This window comes from Streptomyces caelestis (assembly GCF_001279005.1).
Taxonomy (GTDB): domain Bacteria; phylum Actinomycetota; class Actinomycetes; order Streptomycetales; family Streptomycetaceae; genus Streptomyces; species Streptomyces heliomycini.
Genome location: NZ_LGCN01000250.1, coordinates 1 through 23350, shown reverse-complemented (window position 1 = coordinate 23350; position 23350 = coordinate 1). Strand labels below are relative to the sequence as shown.

22 protein-coding genes are annotated in these 23350 nt (G+C 73.2%); 9 read left to right on the top strand and 13 right to left on the bottom strand.

The window, feature by feature from the left end; all coding sequences use genetic code 11:
- Positions 1 to 100 precede the first annotated feature (100 nt).
- Positions 101 to 2194, bottom strand: a complete 2094-nt coding sequence (locus ADK41_RS34020; protein WP_030829143.1) for a HelD family protein — start codon at positions 2192 to 2194, stop codon at positions 101 to 103.
- Positions 2195 to 2385: 191 nt separating this feature from the next.
- Positions 2386 to 3273 carry a helix-turn-helix domain-containing protein gene (locus ADK41_RS34015; RefSeq protein WP_030829141.1) on the bottom strand — a complete coding sequence of 296 codons (888 nt, stop codon included), beginning with the start codon at positions 3271 to 3273 and terminating at the stop codon, positions 2386 to 2388.
- A 101-nt stretch (positions 3274 to 3374) separates the two neighbouring features.
- On the opposite strand from ADK41_RS34015, the gene ADK41_RS34010 reads away from it, so the two are divergent.
- Complete coding sequence (locus ADK41_RS34010) at positions 3375 to 4247, top strand: aldo/keto reductase family oxidoreductase (protein ID WP_030829139.1); 873 nt, start codon at positions 3375 to 3377, stop codon at positions 4245 to 4247.
- 128 nt (positions 4248 to 4375) lie between these two features.
- Positions 4376 to 4561 (top strand): hypothetical protein, encoded by a 186-nt coding sequence (locus ADK41_RS34005; protein WP_030829136.1) that lies wholly within the window; start codon positions 4376 to 4378, stop codon positions 4559 to 4561.
- Between the two features lie 14 nt (positions 4562 to 4575).
- Here the strand turns inward: ADK41_RS34005 and ADK41_RS34000 are convergent, their stop codons facing one another.
- Entirely contained in the window at positions 4576 to 5331 is a 756-nt protein-coding gene (locus ADK41_RS34000) for a helix-turn-helix domain-containing protein (protein ID WP_030829133.1), read from the bottom strand.
- A 221-nt stretch (positions 5332 to 5552) separates the two neighbouring features.
- Here ADK41_RS34000 and ADK41_RS33995 point away from each other — a divergent pair, with 221 nt between their 5' ends.
- From ADK41_RS33995 to ADK41_RS33985, 3 genes are read left to right on the top strand one after another with little or no spacing between them, the layout of a single operon-like run.
- Positions 5553 to 6221 carry a DUF4097 family beta strand repeat-containing protein gene (locus ADK41_RS33995; protein WP_030829130.1) on the top strand — a complete coding sequence of 223 codons (669 nt, stop codon included), beginning with the start codon at positions 5553 to 5555 and terminating at the stop codon, positions 6219 to 6221.
- Positions 6222 to 6251: 30 nt separating this feature from the next.
- The gene (locus ADK41_RS33990; RefSeq protein ID WP_030829127.1) at positions 6252 to 7208 is read left to right on the top strand and encodes a daunorubicin resistance protein DrrA family ABC transporter ATP-binding protein; all 957 of its coding nucleotides are present in this window, start codon (positions 6252 to 6254) and stop codon (positions 7206 to 7208) included.
- Positions 7205 to 7996, top strand: a complete 792-nt coding sequence (locus tag ADK41_RS33985) for an ABC transporter permease (protein ID WP_030829124.1) — start codon at positions 7205 to 7207, stop codon at positions 7994 to 7996. Before ADK41_RS33990 ends, ADK41_RS33985 begins: the two co-directional genes overlap by 4 nt.
- Before the next feature lie 135 nt (positions 7997 to 8131).
- On the opposite strand, the gene ADK41_RS33980 is transcribed toward ADK41_RS33985, so the two are convergent.
- Together ADK41_RS33980 and ADK41_RS33975 are read right to left on the bottom strand one after the other, a co-directional pair.
- Positions 8132 to 9775 (bottom strand): DNA repair helicase XPB, encoded by a 1644-nt coding sequence (locus ADK41_RS33980; RefSeq protein WP_030829120.1) that lies wholly within the window; start codon positions 9773 to 9775, stop codon positions 8132 to 8134.
- 660 nt (positions 9776 to 10435) lie between these two features.
- Positions 10436 to 13000 (bottom strand): helicase C-terminal domain-containing protein, encoded by a 2565-nt coding sequence (locus ADK41_RS33975; RefSeq protein WP_030829117.1) that lies wholly within the window; start codon positions 12998 to 13000, stop codon positions 10436 to 10438.
- A gap of 117 nt (positions 13001 to 13117) precedes the next feature.
- On the opposite strand from ADK41_RS33975, the gene ADK41_RS33970 reads away from it, so the two are divergent.
- Together ADK41_RS33970 and ADK41_RS33965 are read left to right on the top strand one after the other, a co-directional pair.
- The gene (locus ADK41_RS33970; protein ID WP_030829115.1) at positions 13118 to 14128 is read left to right on the top strand and encodes a hypothetical protein; all 1011 of its coding nucleotides are present in this window, start codon (positions 13118 to 13120) and stop codon (positions 14126 to 14128) included.
- Between the two features lie 494 nt (positions 14129 to 14622).
- Positions 14623 to 15252: an HAD family hydrolase gene (locus ADK41_RS33965; protein ID WP_037804531.1), complete on the top strand. Its 630-nt coding sequence runs from the start codon at positions 14623 to 14625 to the stop codon at positions 15250 to 15252.
- Here ADK41_RS33965 and ADK41_RS33960 read toward each other — a convergent pair.
- Positions 15234 to 15518, bottom strand: coding sequence for a hypothetical protein (locus tag ADK41_RS33960; RefSeq protein ID WP_030829110.1), 285 nt, complete (start codon positions 15516 to 15518; stop codon positions 15234 to 15236). The genes ADK41_RS33965 and ADK41_RS33960 overlap by 19 nt on opposite strands.
- A 164-nt stretch (positions 15519 to 15682) precedes the next feature.
- Between ADK41_RS33960 and ADK41_RS33955 the strand changes: the two genes are divergently transcribed.
- Entirely contained in the window at positions 15683 to 16066 is a 384-nt protein-coding gene (locus ADK41_RS33955; RefSeq protein WP_030829106.1) for a cold-shock protein, read from the top strand.
- A 42-nt stretch (positions 16067 to 16108) separates the two neighbouring features.
- Here ADK41_RS33955 and ADK41_RS33950 read toward each other — a convergent pair whose 3' ends face one another.
- From ADK41_RS33950 to ADK41_RS33935, 4 genes are all read right to left on the bottom strand, one after another.
- Positions 16109 to 17023, bottom strand: coding sequence for a 1,4-dihydroxy-6-naphthoate synthase (locus ADK41_RS33950; RefSeq protein ID WP_030829103.1), 915 nt, complete (start codon positions 17021 to 17023; stop codon positions 16109 to 16111).
- A complete protein-coding gene (locus tag ADK41_RS33945; protein WP_078662016.1) occupies positions 17010 to 17708 on the bottom strand; it encodes a futalosine hydrolase in 699 nt (232 codons plus the stop codon). The genes ADK41_RS33950 and ADK41_RS33945 overlap by 14 nt, the downstream gene beginning before the upstream one ends.
- A 23-nt stretch (positions 17709 to 17731) precedes the next feature.
- On the bottom strand, positions 17732 to 18232 hold the full coding sequence (locus tag ADK41_RS33940) for a DUF2703 domain-containing protein (RefSeq protein ID WP_234318871.1): 501 nt from the start codon (positions 18230 to 18232) through the stop codon (positions 17732 to 17734).
- A gap of 64 nt (positions 18233 to 18296) precedes the next feature.
- On the bottom strand, positions 18297 to 19730 hold the full coding sequence (locus tag ADK41_RS33935; RefSeq protein ID WP_030829092.1) for an MFS transporter: 1434 nt from the start codon (positions 19728 to 19730) through the stop codon (positions 18297 to 18299).
- A gap of 343 nt (positions 19731 to 20073) precedes the next feature.
- On the opposite strand from ADK41_RS33935, the gene ADK41_RS33930 reads away from it, so the two are divergent.
- Entirely contained in the window at positions 20074 to 21000 is a 927-nt protein-coding gene (locus ADK41_RS33930; RefSeq protein WP_030829090.1) for a DUF3027 domain-containing protein, read from the top strand.
- A gap of 4 nt (positions 21001 to 21004) precedes the next feature.
- Here ADK41_RS33930 and ADK41_RS33925 read toward each other — a convergent pair whose 3' ends face one another.
- The 3 genes from ADK41_RS33925 to ADK41_RS33915 all read right to left on the bottom strand — a co-directional run bounded on the left by ADK41_RS33925 (position 21005) and on the right by ADK41_RS33915 (position 23116).
- Complete coding sequence (locus ADK41_RS33925; RefSeq protein WP_030829087.1) at positions 21005 to 21436, bottom strand: nuclear transport factor 2 family protein; 432 nt, start codon at positions 21434 to 21436, stop codon at positions 21005 to 21007.
- Positions 21437 to 21827: 391 nt separating this feature from the next.
- Complete coding sequence (locus ADK41_RS40325) at positions 21828 to 22346, bottom strand: hypothetical protein (protein WP_051843235.1); 519 nt, start codon at positions 22344 to 22346, stop codon at positions 21828 to 21830.
- On the bottom strand, positions 22319 to 23116 hold the full coding sequence (locus ADK41_RS33915) for a hypothetical protein (RefSeq protein WP_234392724.1): 798 nt from the start codon (positions 23114 to 23116) through the stop codon (positions 22319 to 22321). Before ADK41_RS33915 ends, ADK41_RS40325 begins: the two co-directional genes overlap by 28 nt.
- Positions 23117 to 23350: the final 234 nt, after the last annotated feature.

The following is a 23350-nucleotide window of genomic DNA, read 5'->3' as shown; positions in this document are numbered from 1 at the left end:
GCGCCCACCCGTGCCGCCCCAGCGGCACGACTGCCCGTGGGGGCGGCGGTGGGGCTGCCCGTGGGGGCGGCGGTGGGGCTGCCCGTGGGGGCGGCGGTGGTTACGTGAGTTGGTCCGGCAGCGGGGCCTTGTGGGTGACGATGAGGCCCGAGACCGCTCGGGTGAGGGCCACGTACAGGCGGCGCAGGCCGGTGCGTTCGTCCGGTTCGGCGTCCACCACCGCCCGGGGTTCGTCCAGGACCACGTAGTCGTACTCCAGGCCCTTCGCCAGGGAGGCCGGGACCAGGGTCAGGCGGGTGGCGTGGGTGGTCTCCTCGCCGGGGGCGACGTACGTGATGCCCGCCGCGGTCAGCGCCTCGGCCAGTTCCGGGACGCGGACGTCCGCCGCGATCAGGCCCACCGAGCCCTCGTTGCCCAGGAGTTCGCGGCAGGCGGAGACCACGTCGTCCGTTCCCCCGGCCGGGCGGACCTCGAAGAGGCCCGGGTTCTCGCGGATCGACGCCACCGGGGTCAGGCCCGGCGCGATGTGCGGGAGGAGCCGGGAGGCGTAGGTGATGACGTCCGTCGGGACGCGGAAACCGGCCGTCAGCTCCTCGATCACCGCGTCCTGCTTGCCCAGGTGGGTCAGCGCCTCCTCCCAGCTGCGGGTCGCCCACGGGGTGGTGCCCTGGGCCAGGTCGCCCAGGACGGTCGCCGAGCCGGTCGTGCAGCGGCGGCCCACCGCCCGGTACTGCATGGGGGACAGGTCCTGCGCCTCGTCGAGCACCACGTGCCCGAGGGAGTGCGTGCGCTGGATGAGGTCGGCCGCCTCGTCGATCAGCACCGCGTCCGCCGCCGACCACTTCGCCGACTTCACCGAGCGCGCGGGCTTCGTCCACAGGATCGTCTTCTGCTCCTGCGCGTCGAGCACGCCCTCCGCGTGCTCCGCCAGGAACTCCGCGTCGCCCAGCAGCCGGAGCACCAGCTTCGCCGGGTCGACGGCCGGCCAGACCGTCTTCACCGCCGCCTTCACCGCGGCGTTGCGGGCCACCGCGTCCTGGACCCTGTCGTCCGGCGCCTCGCCCGCCCGCTCCATCTGCACCAGCACGGCGTGCGCGATGCGCTGCGGGAGGGCGTCGCGGGCGGCCCCGTAGCGGATGCCCCGGTCGAGCAACTGCCGGACGATCTCCTCCAGTTCGTACGCCGGGACCCGCCAGCGGCGTGAGCCGCGCACGACCACGACCGGCTCGGTGGGCATCGTGACGTGGGAGTAGAGGGCCCTGCGCAGGACCCGCGCCATCCGGGCGTCGCCCTTGACCACCGCCGCCGGCGCCTCGTCCGTCCCGCGCACCTCCACGTGCGCCACCAGGTCGTCCACCGTGGCCTGCGCGACCGTCAGCTCGCCCAGCGCGGGGAGCACCTGCTCGATGTAGTGCAGGAAGGAGCGGTTCGGCCCGACGACCAGCGTGCCGGTGCGGGCCAGCCGCTCGCGGTGGGCGTAGAGGAGGTAGGCGACCCGGTGCAGACCGACGGCCGTCTTCCCGGTCCCGGGGCCTCCCTGCACGCAGACGCTGCCGGACAGCCCGGACCGTACGATCTCGTCCTGCTCGGGCTGGATCGTGGCGACGATGTCCCGCATCGGGCCGACGCGCGGGCGTTCGATCTCCTGCTGGAGCAGCTTGCCGGCGGTGTCCGCCGCGGTGGGGTCGGAGAGGTGCTCGTCCTCGTAGGCGGTGAGGTCGCCGCCGGTGTAGCCGAAGCGGCGGCGCAGCGCGATGTCGTGCGGGTCCTTCTTGGACGCCCGGTAGAACGGCTGCGACACCGGCGCACGCCAGTCGATCACCATCGGGTCGCCGTCCGCGTCGTGCACGTGCCGGCGCCCGATGTAGAAGCGTTCCCCTTCCGCGCCTTCCGCCCGCTCGGCGCCGGGGGAGTGCAGGTAGTCGAGCCGGCCGAAGAACAGCGGGGTGTCGCTGAGGTCGGCCAGCGCCTTGATGCGCTCCTCGATCTGGCGCTCGAGCACGGTCGCGTTGACCCAGTTCGCGGTGACGTCGCCGATGTCGAGGGCCTCGACGTCCTCGCGCATGGCGCGCAGCGCGGAACGGGACGCGGCGAGGTGGGCGCGCTCGCGGGCGAGCGGGTCGTCCGCGGGGGTGGCCGCAGGGGTGGTCGCGGGACTGTCTACGGGTTCGTCTACTGGCGTGGACGCGGACAAGGAGGTGCCTCCGGGGGACCTGCTGCTGGGGTTGCTGCGGCGAAATACCGGCCGGTTTCCGTCCGGACGGCGGCGCTCCGTGAGGGGAGGCGGGCAAGAGCGGAGATTCTAGGGCGCGGGGCCGGTGCGGTCCAAACGGTTTGTGCGCCGGACGGGGACGGACACGGCGGGCACGCTCGTGGCCGTGCCGGTCAGCTCGTACGGGGTGAACCGTCCGCTTCCCGTACGCCGGGCACGCCGGGCACGTCGACCGGCCGCCGCCCCGGTCCCGTGGTCAGCGAGGCGAGCAGGGCGAGCCGCTCGGCGTCCTCGGTCCCCGGCTCGGCGTGGTAGAGCGCGAGCGCCATCCCGTCGGGGCCGTCGACGTCCAGTTTGGACATGGTGAGGTTCAGCCGGCCGACCTGCGGATGGTTCATCCCGATCGGCCCGCCGCCCGGCAGCCGGACGTCGTGGCGCGCCCACACCCGCCGGAACTCCTCGCTGGCCAGGGACAGTTCGCCGACGATCCGGACGACCCGCGGGTCGTCGACGTCGGACCCGAGGCGCCTGCGGAAGCCGGCGACGCACCGGGACGCGGTGTGGGCCCAGTCCGTGTGCAGCGCCTGCTCGGCGGGGTCGAGGAAGAACGACCGGAGCCGGTTCTCCCCCACCCGTAGGCCCGGGACCAGGGCGGTGGCGAGCGCGTTGGCCGCGATCACGTCGAGGGACCTGTCCGTCACGAAGGCCGGCAGCCCGATCGCCCGGAGCAGCTGTGCCGTGGCCGGCGGAACGGTCCGTCGCCGGGGCCGGCGGCGGGTGCGGGGGCGCGGCGCGGCGAGCTGGTGGAGGTAGCCCGTGGCGGTGTCGTCGAGCCGGAGCACCCGGGCCAGCGCGTCGAGGACCTGCGTCGACGGGTTCCGGTCGCGGCCCTGCTCGAGCCGCAGGTAGTAGTCGGAGCTGATGCCGGCGAGCATGGCCACTTCCTCACGGCGCAGCCCCGGGACGCGGCGTATTCCGTGGGCCGGCAGCCCGATGTCCTCGGGCGTCACCAGCTCCCGGCGCGCCCGGAGGTAGTCACCGAGCAGGTTCTCCTCAGGCATGCCCCCATGCTAGGCGCGCGGGGCCGTCCGTCCCTGTCCCTGTCACTCCCAGGATCGGCGGGGACCTGGGCGGGGCGGCCGGGGGCGTGGACGGTGGGGGCATGAGCACTCCGACCACATCCCTCCCCGGCGGCACCTGGACGATGGGCGACCTGACCGTCACCCGGTTCGGTTACGGGGCCATGCAGTTGACCGGCCCCGGCGTGATGGGGCCGCCGGCCGACCGCGACGGCGCGCTCGCGGTGCTGCGCGAGGCCGTACGTCTCGGCATCACCCACATCGACACCGCCGACGCCTACGGGCCGCACGTCACCAACCGGCTGATCCGCGAAGCGCTGCACCCCTACCCCGAGGCGTTGCACATCGTGACCAAGGTGGGCGCGGTCCGCGACGCGCAGGGCGGCTGGCCCCCGGCCCGGGAGCCGGACGACCTGCGCCGGGCCGTCCACGGCAACCTCGAGGCCCTCGGCGTGGAGACGCTGGACCTCGTCAACCTCCGGCTCGGCAACGCCGAGGGCCCGCAGCCCGGCTCGCTCGCCGAGGCCTACGGGACCCTCGTCGAACTCCAGCGGCAGGGCCTGATCCGGCACCTCGGTCTGAGCAACGCCACCGCCGCCCAGATCGCCGAGGCGCAGACCATCGCCCCGTTCGTCTGCGTGCAGAACCTCTACAACCTCGCCCACCGTCAGGACGACGCACTCGTCGACCGGCTCGCCGAACAGGGCATCGCCTACGTGCCCTTCTTCCCGCTCGGCGGCTTCAGCCCCCTGCAGTCGTCGGCGCTCTCCGCCGTGGCCGCCCGGCTCGGCGCCCGCCCGATGTCGGTCGCCCTGGCCTGGCTGCTGCACCGGTCGCCCAACATCCTGCTCATCCCGGGGACCTCGTCGGTGGCGCACCTGCGGGAGAACATCACCGGCGCGGGCCTCGCGCTGTCCGAGGAGGACCTCGCCGAGCTCGACGCGATCGGCCGCTGACCCGCCCCCTAGGGGGCGGGCCGTCCTGCATGGGAGGTACGGGTCGCCCTGGAGACGTACCCGGAGAGCAGGCGGATCGGTCCCTCCGGCCGATGCCCGCCCCGGGGCCGGAGGGCAACCATGGGGACATGAGCGCAGCGACCCTCCACTCCACCACACCGCCGGTGCGGCCGACCGGCGCGGCCTCGTTCCAGGGCGGTCGTCCGCACCGCCTCGGCGACGCCCTGCGCGCCGTGAAGGTGTTCCTCGGCGCCGCCGTCGACGTGATCGTCCTCGGCGAGTACGGCGAGGAGGCGGGCGTTTGCCGCAGGTAGCGCGGCGCGGTCGGCTACTGGTGATCCTGACCCGGTCCGGCGGTCCCGCCCGGGGCCGCTCCGGGTTTCGCGTACAGGACCTCGCGGGCCTGCTCGGCGGAGCGGATCATGGTCTCGGCGATGAAGTCGAGGAAGCGGGCGGCGTTCTCCAGACGCGTGGCGGCCGGTGTGCCGGGCCCCATGACGGCGACGCCCTGCCGTGAGGTCTCGGCGACCTGGGCGGTGGACCGGGCGCTGGCCATCATCGACTGGTACCAGATGTCCTCGTCGAAGCCGTAGCGCTCGCGGCGGCCCTCCTCGCGGTACCGGCGGACGAGGTCCTGGCTCTCCAGGAACGCGATCGCCTTGGAGACGGACGCCGGACTGACCTGCAGGCGCTGGGCGAGTTCGGCGGCGGTGAGGCTCCCGCTGTCGGTGAGGGTCAGACAGGCCATCACCCGGGCCATCATCTTGGGGGTGCCCGACGCTATGAAGACGGTGGTGAGCGTCTCCTCGTACGCGCGCACGGCCTCCGCGTCGCGTCCGTAGTCCTCCGTGAGCGCCTTCGGCCCCCGGGGCGCGGACTGTCTGCGCCGGTGGGCGCGGCGTTCGGTGGCGCGGTGGGCCAGGTCCGCGCGGTAGGCGGTGGGTCCGCCGTTGCGCATCACCTCGCGCGTGATCGTCGAGGTGGGGCGGTCGAGGCGTCTGGCGATCTCCGCGTAGGCGAGCCCGTCGGCCAGCCCCGTCGCGATCTGCTGGCGCTCCTGCTGGGTGAGCCTGCCTCCTGGCAACGCGGTCTCCTTCGTGGTCCGTGATGGCTCCAGCATAGCGTTCACTCTCAATTCATTGCAACGAGTCGAGTTCGTTTGTTGCGTTAGATCTCAAGCCGTTGCAACGATATTACGGCTCTGAGCTGCATGAACTGACTTCCTATGCAACAAACTTGTTGTCGTAATCATGAATGCAACGTAGCGTTTCCGATGTCAGAAACGAAAACCCGAAGGAGCGCACGATGCAGTTCGACACCCCCGCCCCCATCTCGGTCGCCCTCGACGTCCCCGCAGGCCGCGTCCGGTTCATCGCCGCCGACCGGGCCGACACCGTGGTCGAGGTCCTGCCCGCGGACGCCACGAAGAGCCGCGACACGAGGGCGGCGGAGCAGACCAGGGTCGAGTACGGCGACGGCGTCCTGCGGGTCGACGGCCCGCCGGCGAGGAACCAGCTCCTCGGCCCGTCCGGATCCGTCGAGGTCACCGTCCGGTTGCCGGCCGGCTCCCACGTCGAGGCGAAGGCGGCCGCCGCGGAGCTCCGGGGCGTCGGACGGCTCGGCGACGTCACCTTCGAGGGCGCGCAGGGCCCGGTCAAGCTCGACGAGACCGCGAGCGCCCGCCTCGCCGTCCTCGCCGGCGACGTCTCGGTCGGCCGCCTGGGCGGCCCCGCCGAGATCAGCACCCAAAAGGGCGACATCCGCGTCACCGAGGCCGTGCGCGGCACGGTCACGCTGCGCACCGAGCACGGCGACATCTGCGTCGGCGCCGCCCGCGGGGTCTCCGCCTCCCTGGACGCCGGCACCGGCTACGGCCGGGTCCACAACACGCTCAGGAACGCCGACGGCGCCGCCGCCGGCCTGACCGTCCACGCGACCACCGCCTACGGCGACATCACCGCCCGCAGCCTGTGACCACCCGCCGCCCGTAAAGGAGAAAACCCCATGACCGGCTTGGCCATCGCGGCGAACGGGCTGCGCAAGTCCTACGGTGACAAGACCGTGCTCGACGGCGTCGACCTGAACGTCCCGGAGGGAACGATCTTCTCCCTGCTCGGCCCGAACGGCGCCGGCAAGACCACCGCCGTCAAGATCCTCTCCACCCTCGTCACCGCGGACGCCGGCGACCTGCGGGTCGGCGGCCACGACCTCGCCACCGACCCCCGGGCCGTGCGGGCCGCGATCGGCGTCACCGGTCAGTTCTCCGCCGTGGACGGGCTGATCACCGGCGAGGAGAACATGCTCCTGATGGCGGACCTGCACCACCTCTCCCGTGCGCAGGGACGGCGGGTCGCCGCCGAACTGCTGGAGCGGTTCGACCTCGCCGAGGCGGCGAGGAAGCCCGCCTCCACCTACTCCGGCGGCATGAAGCGCCGCCTCGACATCGCCATGACCCTGGTCGGCGAGCCGCGGATCATCTTCCTCGACGAGCCGACCACCGGCCTCGACCCGCGCTCCCGCCACACCATGTGGCAGATCATCCGCGAACTCGTCACCGGCGGCGTCACCGTCTTCCTCACCACCCAGTACCTGGAGGAGGCCGACGAACTCGCCGACCGCATCGCCGTGCTCCACGACGGGAGGATCGCCGCCGAAGGGAGCGCCGGGGAGCTCAAGCGCCTCGTCCCCGGCGGACACGTCCGGCTCCGCTTCACCGACCCGGCCGCCTACCGGGCCGCCGCCTCCGCCCTGCGCGAGGCCTCCCGGGACGACGACGCCCTCGCCCTGCAGATCCCCAGCGGCGGCAGCCAGCGCGAGCTGCGCGCCGTCCTCGACCGGCTCGACACCGCCGGCGTCGAGGCGGACGAGCTGACCGTGCACACCCCCGACCTCGACGACGTGTTCTTCGCCCTCACCGGCGGCGCCGCCGTCCCCGCCCCCTCCAAGGAGGCCGTCCGATGAGCACCCTCGCCCTGGCCGTGCGCGACTCGTCCACGATGCTGCGCCGCAACCTCCTGCACGCGCGGCGCTACCCGTCGCTCACCCTGAACCTGCTGCTCACGCCGGTCATGCTGCTGCTGCTCTTCGTCTACGTCTTCGGCGACGTGATGAGCGCGGGCATCGGCGGCGAAGGCGCGGACCGCTCCGACTACATCGCCTACATCGTGCCGGGCCTGCTGCTGATGACCATCGGCTCCACCACGATCGGCACCGCGGTGTCCATCTCCATGGACATGACCGAGGGCATCGTCGCCCGCTTCCGCACGATGGCCATCCACCGGGGCTCCGTGCTCATCGGGCACGTCGTCGGCAGCGTGCTGCAGTCGGTCGCGAGCGTGGTCCTCGTCGGCGCCGTGGGCGTGGCCATCGGCTTCCGCTCCACGGACGCCACGGCCCTGGAGTGGCTGGCCGCGTTCGGACTGCTCGTGCTGTTCGCCCTGGCGCTCACCTGGATCGCGGTCGGCATGGGCCTGGTCAGTCCGAACGCCGAGGCGGCCGGCAACAACGCGATGCCGCTGATCCTGCTGCCGCTCCTGTCCAGCGCCTTCGTCCCGGTCGACGGGATGCCGGGCTGGTTCCAGCCGGTCGCCGAGTACCAGCCCTTCACGCCCGCCATCGAGACCCTGCGCGGACTGCTGCTCGGCACGGAGATCGGCCACCACGGGTGGCTGGCGGTGGCCTGGTGCCTGGGCCTGGCGGTACTCGGCTACTTCTGGTCGACCGCCACGTTCGCCAAGGACCCGAAATAGCCCCCTGCCCCACGCCCCCATGAGGGAACGAGTCGCGTCCCGCCCGGGGCGGCGCACGCCGGCACCGCGTCGGCGTCCGCCGCCCCGCCGGCGTTCTGGGCCGTCCGCCGCCGGGGCGCGTGCGCGGGCCGCCGGTCAGCTCTCGGCCAGCAGCTCGTCCGCGTCCATGATCCGGTACGCGTACCCCTGCTCCGCCAGGAACCGCTGGCGGTGCGCCGCGAAGTCCTGGTCGATGGTGTCCCGGGCGACCACGGAGTAGAAGTGGGCCTGGTGCCCGTCGGCCTTGGGGCGGAGCACCCGGCCGAGCCGCTGCGCCTCCTCCTGCCGCGACCCGAAGGTGCCCGACACCTGGATGGCGACCGTGGCCTCCGGCAGGTCGATCGAGAAGTTCGCGACCTTGGACACCACCAGGACGTTGATCTCGCCCTGCCGGAACGCGTCGAACAGCTTCTCCCGCTGGGCGTTCGACGTCTCACCCTTGATCACCGGCGCGTCCAGGTGCTCGCCCAGCTCGTCCAGCTGGTCGATGTACTGCCCGATGACGAGGATCTGCTGCCCCGCGAACCGCCGGACGATCGCCTCCGTCACCCTCTGCTTGGTCGCCGTCGTCGAGCAGAACCGGTACTTCTCCTCCTGCTCCGCCGTCGCGTACGCCAGCCGCTCGGAGTCGGTGAGGCTGACCCGGACCTCCACGCAGTCGGCCGGGGCGATGTAGCCCTGCGCCTCGATCTCCTTCCACGGCGCGTCGAACCGCTTCGGGCCGATCAGCGAGAACACGTCCGACTCGCGGCCGTCCTCGCGCACCAGGGTCGCGGTCAGGCCGAGCCGCCGCCGGGCCTGGAGGTCGGCGGTGAACTTGAAGACGGGGGCGGGCAGCAGGTGCACCTCGTCGTAGAGGATCAGGCCCCAGTCCCGGGAGTCGAACAGCTCCAGGTGGGGGTAGATCCCCTTCCGCTTCGTCGTCAGCACCTGGTAGGTGGCGATGGTGACGGGACGGATCTCCTTCCGCGTCCCGCTGTACTCGCCGATCTCGTCCTCGGTCAGCGAGGTGCGCCTCACCAGCTCGTGCTTCCACTGGCGGGCCGAGACGGTGTTGGTGACCAGGATCAGCGTGGTCGACTTCGCCTGCGCCATCGAGCCGGCGCCGACCAGCGTCTTGCCCGCGCCGCAGGGCAGGACGACCACACCGGAGCCGCCGTGCCAGAAGTTCTCCACGGCCTGCTTCTGGTACGGGCGCAGCGCCCACCCGTCCTCGACCAGCTCGATGGGGTGCGCCTCGCCGTCCACGTACCCGGCGAGGTCCTCGGCCGGCCAGCCCAGCTTCAGCAGCGTCTGCTTGATCTGCCCGCGCTCCGAGGGGTGCACGATCACCGTGTCGGGGTCGATGCGGGCGCCGACCAGCGGGGCGATCCGCTTGGAGCGCAGCACCTCCTCCAGGACCGGCCGGTCGGTGCTGGTCAGGACGAGGCCGTGCGCCGGGTGCTTGACCAGGCTGAGCCGGCCGTAGCGGTCCATGGTGTCGGCGATGTCGACGAGCAGCGCGTGCGGCACCGGGTAGCGGCTGTACTGCACCAGCGCGTCCACGACCTGTTCGGCGTCGTGTCCGGCCGCCCGCGCGTTCCACAGGCCGAGCGGGGTCACCCGGTAGGTGTGGATGTGCTCGGGCGCCCGCTCCAGCTCGGCGAACGGCGCGATGACCCGACGGCAGTCGTCGGCCTGCTCGTGGTCGACCTCGAGGAGCAGAGTTTTGTCGGACTGGACGATGAGCGGACCATTCACGCGCGGCTGCCTTTCTGCGACGGGCTCGGCACGGGCACTGCACGGCCAAACCTCCAGTCTGCCCGATCGCGCGCGCCGGTGGTTTCGAGCGGACCGGGTCACTTCGGCGGGGACGGCGTGAGGTTGTTCACCAGGGCCCCCGAAGGGTCACCCCCCTTGGCGGCGAGCGGCTTCCCCGGCGGCCGGGGGGAGCACCGCGCCGAGCGCGAGAGCGGAGAGAGCCGGGCGGCCGCCGCACGGAACGCGGAAGGCACGGGACCCCCTTCGTCCTCGGCCGACGGGAACGGGCCGGTCCCGGGAACGAGGGACCGGCCCGCCGTGAACGAGAAACGGATCGGAACGAGAAACGGAAAACGGATCGGAACGAGGAACGGATCGAACACGGAACGCGGAACGCGAGACGTGTCGGGACCCGGAACGTGTCGGGAGGTCACGCCTCCGCCGAGGCCGACCCCGACCGCTGCGGCAACGCGACGAACGGCACGCGGGGGACCTCCTTTCTGTCGCGTGCGGACGGACCGCGGTGGCTTCCGGGCCCGTTCAGGACACCCGGTGGCTGCCCGACGGCCCACCGCGCGATGCGCGACGGCCCCCGATCTCGCTCATCGGGGGGAACGGCCCGGCGTGGCGTGCATGGAGCCCGCCGTACACCCGAACGGGTCAGCTCTCGCCGTCCGCCAGCTCCGCGACCCCCGTGATCCTGTGCAGCGGATACGTACGCACCTCGTCCGCGGTGTGGTCGTACGCCGTGACGAAGCCGCCCTCGACCCGGACCGGGGCGATGACGCGCCGGCTGGCGCCGCCCTCGGCGTCGACGTAGCCGATCCACAGCGCCTCGCCGGTGAGGACGGCGGCCTGCACGGTGGCGAGGGTCTCGGCGGCGGTCGTACGGGGCGGCTCCCCGCGGCCCGGGTCGCCCCCGGCGGCCGGTTTGCGCGGGGCGGTGGAGGCGAGGTCGCCGGCGCGGACGGCGCGGAGCGCCGCCGTGAGGAGGGTGTCGTCGGGGACCGGCGGCCCTTCCGGGACCGGCGCGGGAGGGGTGCGCGGCGGGGTGCGGTGGGCGTCGGTTCGGGCGATCACCACATCGCCCTCCGCCGACTCGGCGGCCGGCGCGAACCCCATCGCGCGCAGCCCTTCCAGCAGACCGGCCGGACCGGCCTGCGCGGCCAGCACGGTCGGGGCCAGCCGGCGCAGGCCCAGCCCCGCGGCCCGCTTGTCGGCGAGGATCTCGCTGAGCACGGCGTCGTCGTCGCAGCGGACGTAGGCCGAGGCGGCGCCCACCCGCAGGTGCCCGTGCCTGCGGGCGACGTCGTCGATGAGGTACGCCAGCGGCTGCGGCACCGGCGTACGGGAGTGCGCGGTGAGGAAGGCGTGCAGGTCGGAGGCGGTCTGCCCGGCGTCCAGGGCACGCCGTACCGAGCCGGGCGTGAACCGGTAGACGGTCGCGCCACCCTTCGACTCCACGTCCGCGAGGACCCCCAGCATGTCGGCGAGCGGCCGCTCCAGCGGGCCCGGCGCCACCGCCGTCAGATCGGCCTGGAGGAGCACGTGGTCCAGCGGTTCGGGCAGCAGCGGCGCGAGCAGCCGGGCGGCGGCAGCGGCGGCCGTGGCCTGTTCGGCGGAGGAGGGCGGCGCCGGCGCCGGGGCGCTCCTGTGACGCACGGGCAGCTTGTCGCCCGGCCCCGCGGGCTCCGCCTCCGCCCGCCGGGCCGCGGGCGCGCCGATCAGCGCCCTCCCGTGCGCGGCCAGGGCGCCGCGTCCGGTGATCCCGAGCATCTCCGCCTCGGAGAGCGTCCACCGCGCGATCCGCGCCCGCAGATCCTCACCGTCCCCCGCTCCCGCACCGGCGAGGCCCCGCCCGCCCCCGCGCGGCGGGCGCTCCCAGCGCAGCCGCGCCAGGACCGACTCCGGGGCCGGAGCCGCCCCCTCCGGAAGGCCGGCCAGCAGGGTCAGGACCCGGTGCCGTACCTCCGGGGCCGCCGAGCGGTCCAGGCCCGGGCCCAGGGCCGACAGCGTGCGGTCCTTCGCGTCCCGCCCGCCGACCAGCCCCGGCGTCCGCGTCGCCGCCAGCCACGCCGTGACCAACTGCGCCCACCGCTCCGCGGCGGGCCGCTCGCGCCACTCGTCGTACGCCGGGGTCGCCGCGTACCGCTCGTCCGCCTCCCCGTCGGAGGCCAGCAGCCCGGCCGCGTAGGCGAGTTCCACCCAGAACGCGGCCACCGGCTCGGTCACGTCCAGCGCGACGGCGGTCCGCTTCAGGTCCCGCACGCTCAGCCCGCCGGCCCGCAGCACCGCCGGGCCGCCCTCGTGCCAGTCCTTCAGCAGCTCCTCGACGGTCGACAGCGCCGTGTACGCCTGCCCGGCCGCCGTCGCGTCCACCATCCGCGGACGGTGCGCGGCGGCGGCCTCGACGGGCGGAGGCAGCGGCTCCGGCGTCCGGTGCGCCCGCCCGGCCCGCAGCCGCAGCGCCACCTCGCGCGGCAGGACGACCGTCCCGGGCGCCGTCGGCAGCAGCAGCCCCCGGTCCAGGAGCCAGCGCAGCCGGGGCGCGGGATCGGCGGTGACCTGCCCGTACGGCGGCCCCCACACCAGCCGCTCCAGCACCTCCACGGACTCGGCCGGCGCCTCGTCGAGCAGCGCGGACATCCGCGCCGGGTCGGCGAACAGGGCGGTCAGGGAGGTCACGGCGGACACCGAGTCGTGCGTCGACGGCAGTCCCACCGTCGCCACGATCTCCTGGATCCGCCCCGGCGACATCCCCGCCGTGGCCTCCCGCACCGTCGGGCCGAGCCCGGTCGGCGACGGGTGCTGCGGCGACGGCGCCAGCAGCTCGCGGGCGGTGCGGACCAGCCGCAGCCGGTCGTCGCCGCCCCACACCAGCGCCTGCTCGCGCAAGCCGCCGAGCGCGTGCGGCAGCGCGGCGGCGACCACCGGGTCGCCCTCGTCGCCGGCCAGCAGCCCGAGCAGCTCCTCGTACGACGCCGGGTCCGCCGCCACGGCCAGCGCCTGCGCCGTCTGCAGCGTGAACCGGTCCAGCCGCTCCAGCGCCCGTACGACCGAGGCACGGGTGCCGGCGCGGGTGGCGAGCTGGGTGAGGTCGGTGGGCACGGGCGTGATGAGGTCCGGCCGGCTGCGCAGCAGCGCGGCCAGGGAGACGTCGTCCCGCCCCCGGAGGGCCTCGGCGAGGGATCGGGGGGCCGCCGCGGGATGCTCCTCGGTGCTCATCCGTCTCACGTTAGCGGGTGGGTACGTCCGTGGAGTGCCGGGAGTTGGGTCGGTCGGCCCCACTCGGGGTACCGTCGGGCGACGGTGTCCCGACGCATCCGTCCCGGAGGGGACTTCGTGGGTATCGAGAGCGACCAGGTCGTCTACGAGTATCTGAGCCGCGTCGGCGACGTGGCGCAGCAGCGGCAGCTGCCGTCGGCGGCCCGCATGCGGCTGGTCGCCGAGCTGCGCGACGAGATCGACCGGCGCCGGGCGAAGGCCGTGGTCGATTCGCCCGCCGCGGTCCGCCGCATCATCTCCCGCATGGGCACGCCGACCGAGGTCGTCACGGCGGCCGAGGACGCCCCCGCCCCCGCCCCCGCCGTCCCCGCGCCGCCCGCCGCCGTCCCGGTGCAGCGGGAGCCGGAACGCGGCGCCGGGGCCCGCGAGGGCCGCGAGGGCCGCCCGAAGGGCGTGCTGCGCCGGATCGTGCCCCGTCCCCGCCCGACCGGGACGCCGGACGGCGGCCCCGCCCCCGTCGGCGTGCCGTCCCCGCCGCACCGGGCCGGCACGGACGAACTCGGCGACAGCGCCGGCCGGCCCGACTGGTGGCGGGTGGACGGCAGCGCGTTCGGCGTCGGCGACGAGGTGCCGGGCTTCGTCGGCGGCGTCGAGATCCCCGAACTCCTCAAGCCGCCCCCGGCGAAGGAGGAGAAGCCGGAGGAGACGCCGCCCGGCCCGGCCCCCGCCGCCCCCGCGGCGGAGCCCGCCGCCGCCTCCCGCCGCCGCTTCCTCCCGCGCCTCCCCTCCGGCCGCTGGAGCAACCCCCTGCTCCTGCTCGCCGCCGGTCTGCTGGTCGCGGGGACCGTGATCGGCGACTGGCGCGCCCTGATCCTGGGCTGGCTCATCGCCTACGCCTCCCGCCGCCTGACCCAGGCGGAGATCAAGTGGGCGGTGGTCGTCCTCCCCGGCCTCGCGCTCGCGGGCGGAGTCGTCTGGCTCTGGGGCAGGACGGAGGGCCGCTGGGGCGCCCCCGTCCCCGAGGGCCGGATGAACGAGGCGATCTCCGAGACGTGGCCGTGGGTCATCCGGGCCGCGGCCCTCGCCACGGCCCTGTTCCTGGTCTGGCGCTCCCAGCGCCAACGCTGAGCCGCCGACTGCGTCCGGCTCTCTCGACCACGTCCGGCTCCCTCGGCTGCATCCAGCCCTCTCGGCTGTCTCCAACCCCCTTGGCCGAACTCGACCCCTCGGTCGAACTCAGCTCCTCCGGCTGCATCCAGCCCCTCCGGCGTTTGAGGAGCGGGGGTCCGGGGGCAGCGCCCCCGGGGGGACGGGAAGGGAAGGGGCGGCGGGGGCGATCCAACCCGGGGGTCCGACCGCGCTCACGGCGCTTGCCAGGTGCCGCTGCGCCCACCCTCCCCCACTCTCGGCTTCGCTCGAGCGGGGGGACCCCCATCGCCCTGGGGGTACCTCCCAGGCCGTTCAGGCACTGGGGGAGGCACGACTGCCCGCAGCTGTGGCGCGGCGGCTCGCGGCTGTGGCGCGGCGGCTCGCGGCTGTGGCGCGGCGGCTCGCCCCAGCGGCACGACTGCCCGCAGCTGTGGCGCGGTGGCCCGCCGCAGGCGTTGGGCACAATGGCTCGCATGGCCACCAGCACCCCCCTCCCGCCCACCGTCGGCTTCGACCTCGACATGACGCTCATCGACTCCCGCCCCGGCATCCGCGCCTGCTACCTCGCACTGGCCGAGCGGACCGGGACGTACATCGACGCCGACCTCGCGGTCAGCCGGCTCGGGCCGCCGCTGGTGGACGAGCTGGTCAACTGGTTCCCGGCCGAGCGGGTCGACGAGATGGCGGACCTGTACCGGGAGATGTACCCGGTGTACGCCATCGCGCCCACGCCCGCCCTGCCCGGCGCCCGGGAGGCGATGGCGGCCGTACGGGAGGCGGGCGGACGCGCGATCGTCGTCACCGCCAAGTACGAGCCCAACGCCAAGCTGCACCTGGCCCACCTCGGGATCGAGCCGGACGCCGTGATCGGCGACCTGTGGGCCGAACGGAAGGCGCTCGCGCTGCGCGAGCACGGGGCCACCGTCTACGTCGGCGACCACCTGGGCGACGTGCGCGGCGCGCGGACCGCCGGCGCGCTGTCCGTCGCGGTCGCCACCGGCCCGTACGGCCCCGACGCGCTGCGCGAGGCCGGCGCGGACGTCGTCCTCACCGGTCTGACGGAATTCCCCCGGTGGTTTTCGGACTACCGCTCGGACAACTGACCGGAAACCGGCCCGGAAACCTGTCCGGCCCGCGCCCGACGGCGCCCCGCCGCGACCGAACGCAGTACGCCCGCGCCGGCCATCAGGAATCCGACGGCCATGAACATGCTCAGCCCGAACATGTACGTCGGAAAGGGCGTCGTACCGAGGAACAACGGGGCCACGGTGACCAGAGTGGCCACGGCGCCGACGAAGAAGACGATGCCGCCGGCACGGACCAGGCCGTCACCGGGCGCGGGGGAATTCGCTTGGGTTTTGTCACGCACCGGACCAGGGTAGTTCCCAGCGCGAAGGAACAACCGGGTGACGTCTTGTCAGCGGCCTGAAGACCATTAGCCTTGGTGTCGGCGGGTCATCGGGCCCGCCCGCGTGCTATCCAGAGCCGATTTCCGAAGCAGTTTTCCCTACGAGTACGAGGACGAGGACGGACGTGCCCACCGGCAAGGTCAAGTGGTTCAACAGTGAGAAGGGCTTCGGCTTTCTCTCCCGTGACGACGGCGGCGACGTCTTCGTGCATTCCTCGGTCCTCCCCGCCGGAGTCGAGGCCCTCAAGCCGGGCCAACGCGTGGAGTTCGGCGTGGTCGCCGGACAGCGCGGCGACCAGGCCCTCTCCCTGACCGTCCTGGACCCGACCCCGTCGGTCGCGGCGGCCCAGCGCAAGAAGCCGGACGAGCTGGCCTCCATCGTCCAGGACCTGACGACCCTGCTGGAGGGCATCACGCAGCCCCTGGAACGGGGCCGCTACCCCGACCGCGCGGCCGGGAAGAAGATCGCCGGCCTGCTCCGCGCGGTCGCCGACCAGCTGGACGTCTAGGACGCCCGGGGCGCCCGGCACGTCCGACACGCCCGGAGCCCTCTACGGAAACCGCAGCGCGTCCGGGCCGAGGGGCGGCACCAGCCCCTCGGCCGCCGCGCGCGTGAGCAGCCCCCGTACGGCCGCGTACCCGGACTCGCCCAGATCGGCCGTGAACTCGTTCACGTACAGCCCGATGTGCTGGTCGGCGACGGCCGGGTCCATCTCCTGGGCATGCTCCATGACGTACGGACGCGACGCCTCGGGCTCGTCCCAGGCCATCCGCACGGACGTGCGGATGGAGTCGGCGAGCCGCGTCAGCGTCTCCTCGCCCAGCGACCGCTTCGCGATGATCGCGCCCAGCGGGATCGGCAGCCCGGTGGTTTGCTCCCAGTGCTCGCCCATGTCGGCCAGCCGGCGCAGTCCGTAGTCCTGGTACGTGAAGCGCGCCTCGTGGATGACGAGTCCCGCGTCGACCTTCCCGTCCCGCACGGCGGGCATGATCTCGTGGAACGGCATCACCACGATCTCCCCGACCCCACCCGCCCGTCGCCCACCACCGCCCTCAACCGAGGGCCCTTCGGGCCCGCCCCCCTTGATTCCAACCACCTCCGCCGCCCACAGCCGGAACAGCAGGTACGCCGTCGACCGCTCGCTCGGCACGGCGACCGTACGCCCCGTCAGGTCCACCCCCTCCTCCCGCGCCAGCACCAGCGGCCCGCAGCCCCGTCCCAGCGCGCCCCCGCAGGGCAGCAGGGCGTAGTCGTCGAGGACGTACGGCAGCACCGCGTACGACACCTTCAGCACGTCCAGCTCACCGCGTTCGGCCATGCCGTTGGTGAGGTCGATGTCGGCGAACGTCACGTCGAGGGCGGGCGCGCCGGGGACGCGGTCGTGGGCGAGGGCGTCGAAGACGAAGGTGTCGTTCGGGCAGGGGGAGTAGGCGATCCGCAGCCGCTGCTGCTCAGGGGTGGTCATGCTGGTTCCAACTCTCGAGGACGGGCGCGAGCTTCCCGAAGCCCTCGGTGAGGGCCGTCAGGGCGTCGCCGATGCGCCAGGCGGCGCGGTCGCGAGGGCCGACGGGGTTCGACACCGCCCGCACCTCCAGCACGGGCACGCCGTGCGCGGCGGCGGCCTCGGCGACCCCGAAGCCCTCCATGGCCTCGGCGAGGGCGCGCGGGTGACGGGCGCGGAGCGCGGCGGCGCGGTCGGCGGTCCCGGTCACCGTCGACACGGTGAGCACGGTCCCGGTGAGCGCGCCGGCCGCGGCGGCGGCCCGCCGCACCAGGGCGGCGGGCGGACGGTGGGTGACGGTGCCGAAGCCGAGGTCGGTGACCGGCAGGAAACCGTCGGCCGTCTCGGCGCCCAGGTCGGCCGCGGTGATCTCGTCGGCGACGACGAGACGGCCGAGGGGCGCGTGCGGCGGGAAGCCGCCGGCGATCCCGGCGGAGACGACCAGGCCGTAGGGCCGGCCGTCGAGGGCGGCGGCGGTGAGCGCGCCGGCCGTGGACGCGGCGGCGAGCGCCGGGCCGACCCCGGCGGCGAGCAGGTCGGGCCCGCCGGAGACCCGGTGCAGGGCAGCCCCGGGGAGGGGGATCTCCCGTACGGGGCCGGGGAACGCCCCGGCCACCGCGTCCCGCTCGACGGGGACCGCGGTGGTCACGAGAACGCGTGACGGCGACGTGATCAGTCGTCCTGCTTCTTCAGGCGGAAGGACCACAGCCCCGTGGTCGACTCCTCGCCCTCCTTGATCGTCACCAGGGTCGAGTCGCCCTGGGCGCCGTACTGGGCGTTGAAGAACACGCTGCCCGGGATCGCCTGGTAGGTCTTCTTGCTGGAGTCGACCAGCGGCTGACCGTTCATCAGGATGGTCCAGCCGTTGTCGGCGATGTCCGGGTCGACGCCGAAGCGCACGGTCTCGGTGGGGTCGACGGAGATCTCGTCGATGCCCTTGTCCTTCAGGCACTCGTTGAGCGTCTTGGTGTTCAGGGCCTCGCCCTCGCCACCGCAGGTGGCCTCCGAGCTCACCGAGTCGCCGCCCACCGTGATGGTGGCCATCGGCGTCGGCTTGTCACAGGCGGCCAGGACGAGCAGTCCGGCGGATACGGCGCCGACGGCGGCGACGGCACGGCGGCGTCGCACAGCGCGGTGACTCGAAGCGGCTGCGCCGCGGGGCAACGTGGTCATGGGCGGAAGGCTATCTGGCGGGTCCGCCGCACTCCCCACGTGGGGGTACGGCGTGGCCGCGGCGTTACGCCACTCGCGTCCGCCCCGTGTCCCCCTGGCGGGCCGAACGGATCAGTCCGCGGACCGTGGTCAGCCAGCCCGTGGCGACGATCGCCGCGCCCACCGCCAGCCCCAGTGTGCCGATCAGCGGCATCGCGATGCCGATCGCGCCGCCCAGTACCCACGCCATCTGCAGCAGCGTCTCCGAGCGCGCGAACGCCGACGTCCGCACCAGCTCGGGCACGTCCCGCTGGATCAGCGCGTCCAGCGACAGCTTGGCCAGCGCCTGCGCGAACCCGGCGATCGCGGCGAGGCACGCCACCAGGACCGTGCCGAAGAACGCGGCGGCCAGGATCGCCGCGCCCACCACGCACGCCACCACCGTCACGATGATGATCTCCGGGGCGCGCGACCGCAGCCACGCCCCGACCGCCGTGCCGAGCGCGTTGCCCGCGCCCGCCGCCACGCCCACGATGCCGAGCGACACCGCGGCGTTCTGCCCCGTCATCGGGTGCTCGCGCAGGAGGAAGGCGAGGAAGAAGATCAGGAAGCCGGTGAGGCAGCGGATGGAGGCGTTGGCGCCGAGCGCGTGGGTGACGGCCGGGCCGACCGTGCGCAGTCCGGGGCGCTTCTCCGCGGCGCGGTGCGGGCCGTGCAGGTGCCGCTCGTCGGCGGCGAGCAGCGCCACGTCCTCGCCCTTCGCGGAGTCCACCTTCGGCGGCAGCCGGAAGGACAGGAACATCCCGGTCACGAAGAGCGCGAACGCCCCGTACAGCGGCCAGCGCGGCCCGATCTGCTGCAGGCCCGCGCCGATCGGCGCGGCGATCCCGGTCGCCAGCAGCCCGCCGAGCGTCACCCGCGAGTTCGCCTTCACCAGGGAGAAGGAGGGTGGCAGCAGCCGGGGCACGACCGCGCTTCTGACCACGCCGTACGCCTTGGACGAGACCAGTACGCCCAGCGCCGCCGGGTACAGCTCCAGTCCGCCGGTGACGACCGCGCCGGACAGGACCAGCGCGAGCAGCGCCCGGGCGAGCATCGCGCCGGCCATGGCGGCGCGGCGGCCGTGCGGGATGCGGTCCAGGAGCGGGCCGATCACTGGGGCGAGGAGGGTGAACGGCGCCATGGTGATGGCGAGGTAGAGGGCGACCCGCCCGCGCGCCTCGTCGGTCGGCACCGAGAAGAACACGGTGGACGCCAGCGCGACCGTGATCATGACGTCGCCGGCGCCGTTCACGCCGTGCAGTTCGATCAGCTTGCCGAGCCCGGACTCCCCGGCGCCGTGCGCGTGGGTCGCCCGGCGGATGCCCCGCGCGGTTCCGGTCACCGGCAGGTGCAGGGCACGCCCGAACGCGCGGAGACGGCCGCCCGCCCGGCTCGTTCCGAAGCGTCGGCCGTTGCCCCTGCCCCCTTTCGGCCCACCGGTCCCGGTGGCGCCCTGGGGTGTCCTCGCGGTAGCCACGACGCCATAGTGCCCCGAGAAGGCGGTGTGTAATGCCGTATCACCGTGGACGGCGTCCGGGGTGCGGCTGTACGGCGGAACGCCGGAGGCCGTCGGGAACAGGTCTCCGGGGGCGGCCGGAGGCCCCCGGAAACCGGCGCGCGGGACTCCGGAACAACCGTCGGTGTAGGCCCAGGGGACGGGAACAGGTAGCGTGCGTATCTCAGCCATCCCGCAGAATGGATGGAGGCGCGCCCGAGCACGTTGCGGCGCGGACGTCGACGCGGTCCCACGGTCCGCTCCGTCCGCCCCCCGCGCTGGGAGTGGCGCACTCGTGAGACGGCGTAGGAGAGAAGCGATACCTGTGAGCGCAGCGACAACGCGAAGCCGCACCCCCGACCGCCTGTGCGCCGAGGCCGTCGACCTCGCCCGCGCCGCAGCCGAGGAGGTCGCCGCGCCCGGGGTCGTGGGGGAGCACGAGGGACTGGTCTCCGAGGGCGACCGCGTCGTCACCCACTTCTTCGGGTGCCACGAGCTCGGCTACCGCGGCTGGCGCTGGGCCGTCACCGTGGCCCGCGCCTCCCGCGCCAAGATCGTCACGGTCGACGAGGCGGTGCTGCTGCCCGGCCCCGACGCGGTCCTCGCACCGGAGTGGGTGCCGTGGAGCGACCGGCTGCGCCCCGGCGACATGGGACCCGGCGACCTCCTCCCCACCGACGCCGAGGACCTGCGCCTGGAGCCCGGCTTCTCCGGCGGGGAGGAGCCGCCGCCGAGCTCCGCCGTGTCCGGCGAGATGGCCGACCTGGTGGAGGCGGAGGACGCCGAGGTCACGGAGGGCACCCCGGCCCATCTGGCGCTGACCCCGGTCCGCGGCACGATCGCGGCGGTCGCCGAGGAACTCGGCATGCGCCGCGCCCGGGTCCTGTCCCGCTACGGCCTGCACACCGCCGCCGACCGCTGGGAGGAGTCGTTCGGCGCGAAGACCCCGATGGCGCAGGCGGCCCCCGCCTCCTGCGTGTCGTGCGGCTTCCTCACCCCCATCGGCGGCTCGCTGGGCCAGGCGTTCGGGGTGTGCGCCAACGAGTTCTCCCCGGCCGACGGCCACGTCGTCTCCCTGGCCTACGGCTGCGGCGGCCACTCCGAGGCCGCGGTCATGCCGAAGCCCCCGCAGCCGGCCCCGCCGGTCATCGACGAGACCCGCGTCGACCCGTTCCCCCTCCGCCCGTCCCCCGACTCCGGCTCGGTCCCGGCGACGGAGGACGCGTCGGCGGCGGAGCTGGGGCACTCGTAGGACGTCACCGCAGGTTGTCCCCCCAGCCGCCCTGGATCATGGTCTGGAACGCCCACGTCCCCTCCCGCCTGAGCAGGATGTCGGCATAGCGGAGCTGCCGGGACTCGCCGTCGGCGGTCATGGTCGAGTCCGTGAAGACCACGGCCATCGAGGGGGACAGGAACACCGGGGTCCGGGTGGACTCGAAGGTGATGTCCTGACCTCCCTCGCCCATCACCTGGGTCATGACCGCGACGAACCGCTCCCGGTCCCACTGCGCCGACCGCCCGTCGCCCGCGGAGTCGTCGCTCACGAGGTTGAGGGGGAAGACGGCCAGGTCCGCCATGCGCTCGACGTCACGCTTCCCGCTCGCCGCGTCGTACTCGGCGAACCACGCGTCGAGGCTCGCGCGGTCCTCCGCGGTCGGGGTGTATCCGGTGTCGGGGAGGTAGGTCATACGGGCTCCTTCGGAGAGATAACTAGTCAACTTTGCCTAGTGGTCGACGAAGAGTGTTTACCTCTCGGGATGACTAGTCAAACTTTATTAGTGATGCCCCCTGGTGTGGCATGGGCCACACCAGGGGGGCGCCTACCGGTCCTCGAAGATCTCTTCCGCCTTCGGAGCGGTCACGGCGCGGGCGAGCCAGTGGCGGAGGAGGTCGGGGTCGGTGCAGTGCGTGATGCGGCTGCGGACGTCGGAGGGCCTGGCGGGCGTCGGGGTAGTGCAGGTGGGCGAACGCGGCGGTCTTCAGCCGGCGGATCTCGTCCCGGTGGTGGGCCTGGGTGCGCTCGTAGTGGTCGAGCGTGATGTCGCCAAGGCAGACCTTGGCGACATCACGCCGACAGGCTCAGTAAAGGCGCACTCTGCTGATTCGCCAGGCGGCTGCGCCCGTGCTGTTCGCGGCGGCGTCGACATCGAGCGTCAACTGATCCGAGGCATCGGATATCCTCAGATAGGAGACGGTCCCGTCGCACGTCAGCGTTTCGCGCTTTTCGACCTTGGCGTATTTGACCACCATCTGCGTTTCTCCCTTGCCCATGCAAACGACGGCAAGCTGGTACGACTTTCCCTTGTCAAGGGAGGACCGTGCGTGGATTCCGTCGGCGAGATCCTCCGAGCCGGCCTCAACGAAATCGGCGTCGTCCACCGTGTCGTTGCTGACCGCTTCCAGCGCCTGTTCCTCCAGCTCAGGAGAACGGCCGGCAGCACTGGCGGACGGAGTCGAAGCCGAAGGCCGCGACTCCGGCTCACCGTCTGAGCTTGAGCTGCAGCCGCTGAGCAACAGGAGACTGAGGCCGCCTCCGAGGAGCGTCATCACGTGCCGAGTCGTGCCGCCCGTCACGTCGCGGTGTGCCACCAGCGCCATCCGGTCTCCTTCGTAGGTGTCTTGCCTGAGCCCGACTTGATCTTCACCTTGCCGCACCGGTCCGCGCTGGTCTTGTACTTGGTCCAGCCGATCTTGTACCCCCAGGAGCCGTACTGCAGGTGCCCGTAGCGGTTCGCGGGTATCAGGTGCTCGTAGGTGTGGCCCGTCGTGATCCCGACTTCGGCCGTGATCTTCACACTCACCGTGGCCTTCGCCTTGGCGATGACGGCGTCGAACTCGGCTTCGCCCGACGTGCCGATCTCTGCGGAGATCTTTCCGGACTTCTCCACCTTGACGATCATCTTGCCGCCGGGGCCGTCCTTGAAGCTGGTTCCGTTCCACCACGACGGCACGTGGACCGCTTTTTTGCTGGTGATGGTGTACCAGGTCTTCACAGGATTGTCGCAGGCCATGGGACCGATCTCGCCCTCCACCCCCTCGCTGTCGACCGCCGCATCGGAAACCTCCGGCAGCGCGTTCAGCTTGTTCTCCTCGGCGAGCTGGCCGGCACTCATCGCGGGAACAGGATGGAAGGTCGGTGAGGTATCCACAGTAGCAACGGTGGATTCGGCTTCACCCTCTGCCGAGGAGTCTCCGTCGGCCGGCACCCCCACCGCCCAATCGGAAGGATTGGGCCCCTCAACCGACTCATCCGCGAAAGCGGGTCCGGAAAGCGCCGAGACGACGATGAGCACGGCCGCTGGGGCCATGGCCCGACGCGCCAGGACTGTCTTTCTCATGATGATTCCCCCCTGTTTCTTGACACCCATGCGGGTGACGGAGAAGACGCTACGGGGCCAGGGCCTTGAGAAGCGATCTTGTGTCCGGATTCGTCAGGTCAGCCCGAGGGCGGTGAGGGGCCGCTGGTGGTTGCGGTCGGTGCGGCAGTCGCGGCAGTGGGTTTCGGTTTCGGGGGCGCGGAAGGCGTGGTCGCAGCCGTCGCAGTTGCGTAGGGGGTGGCGGACGGGCGGTGGGGTGGTGGGTGCGTGGAACGGGGGTGGGGG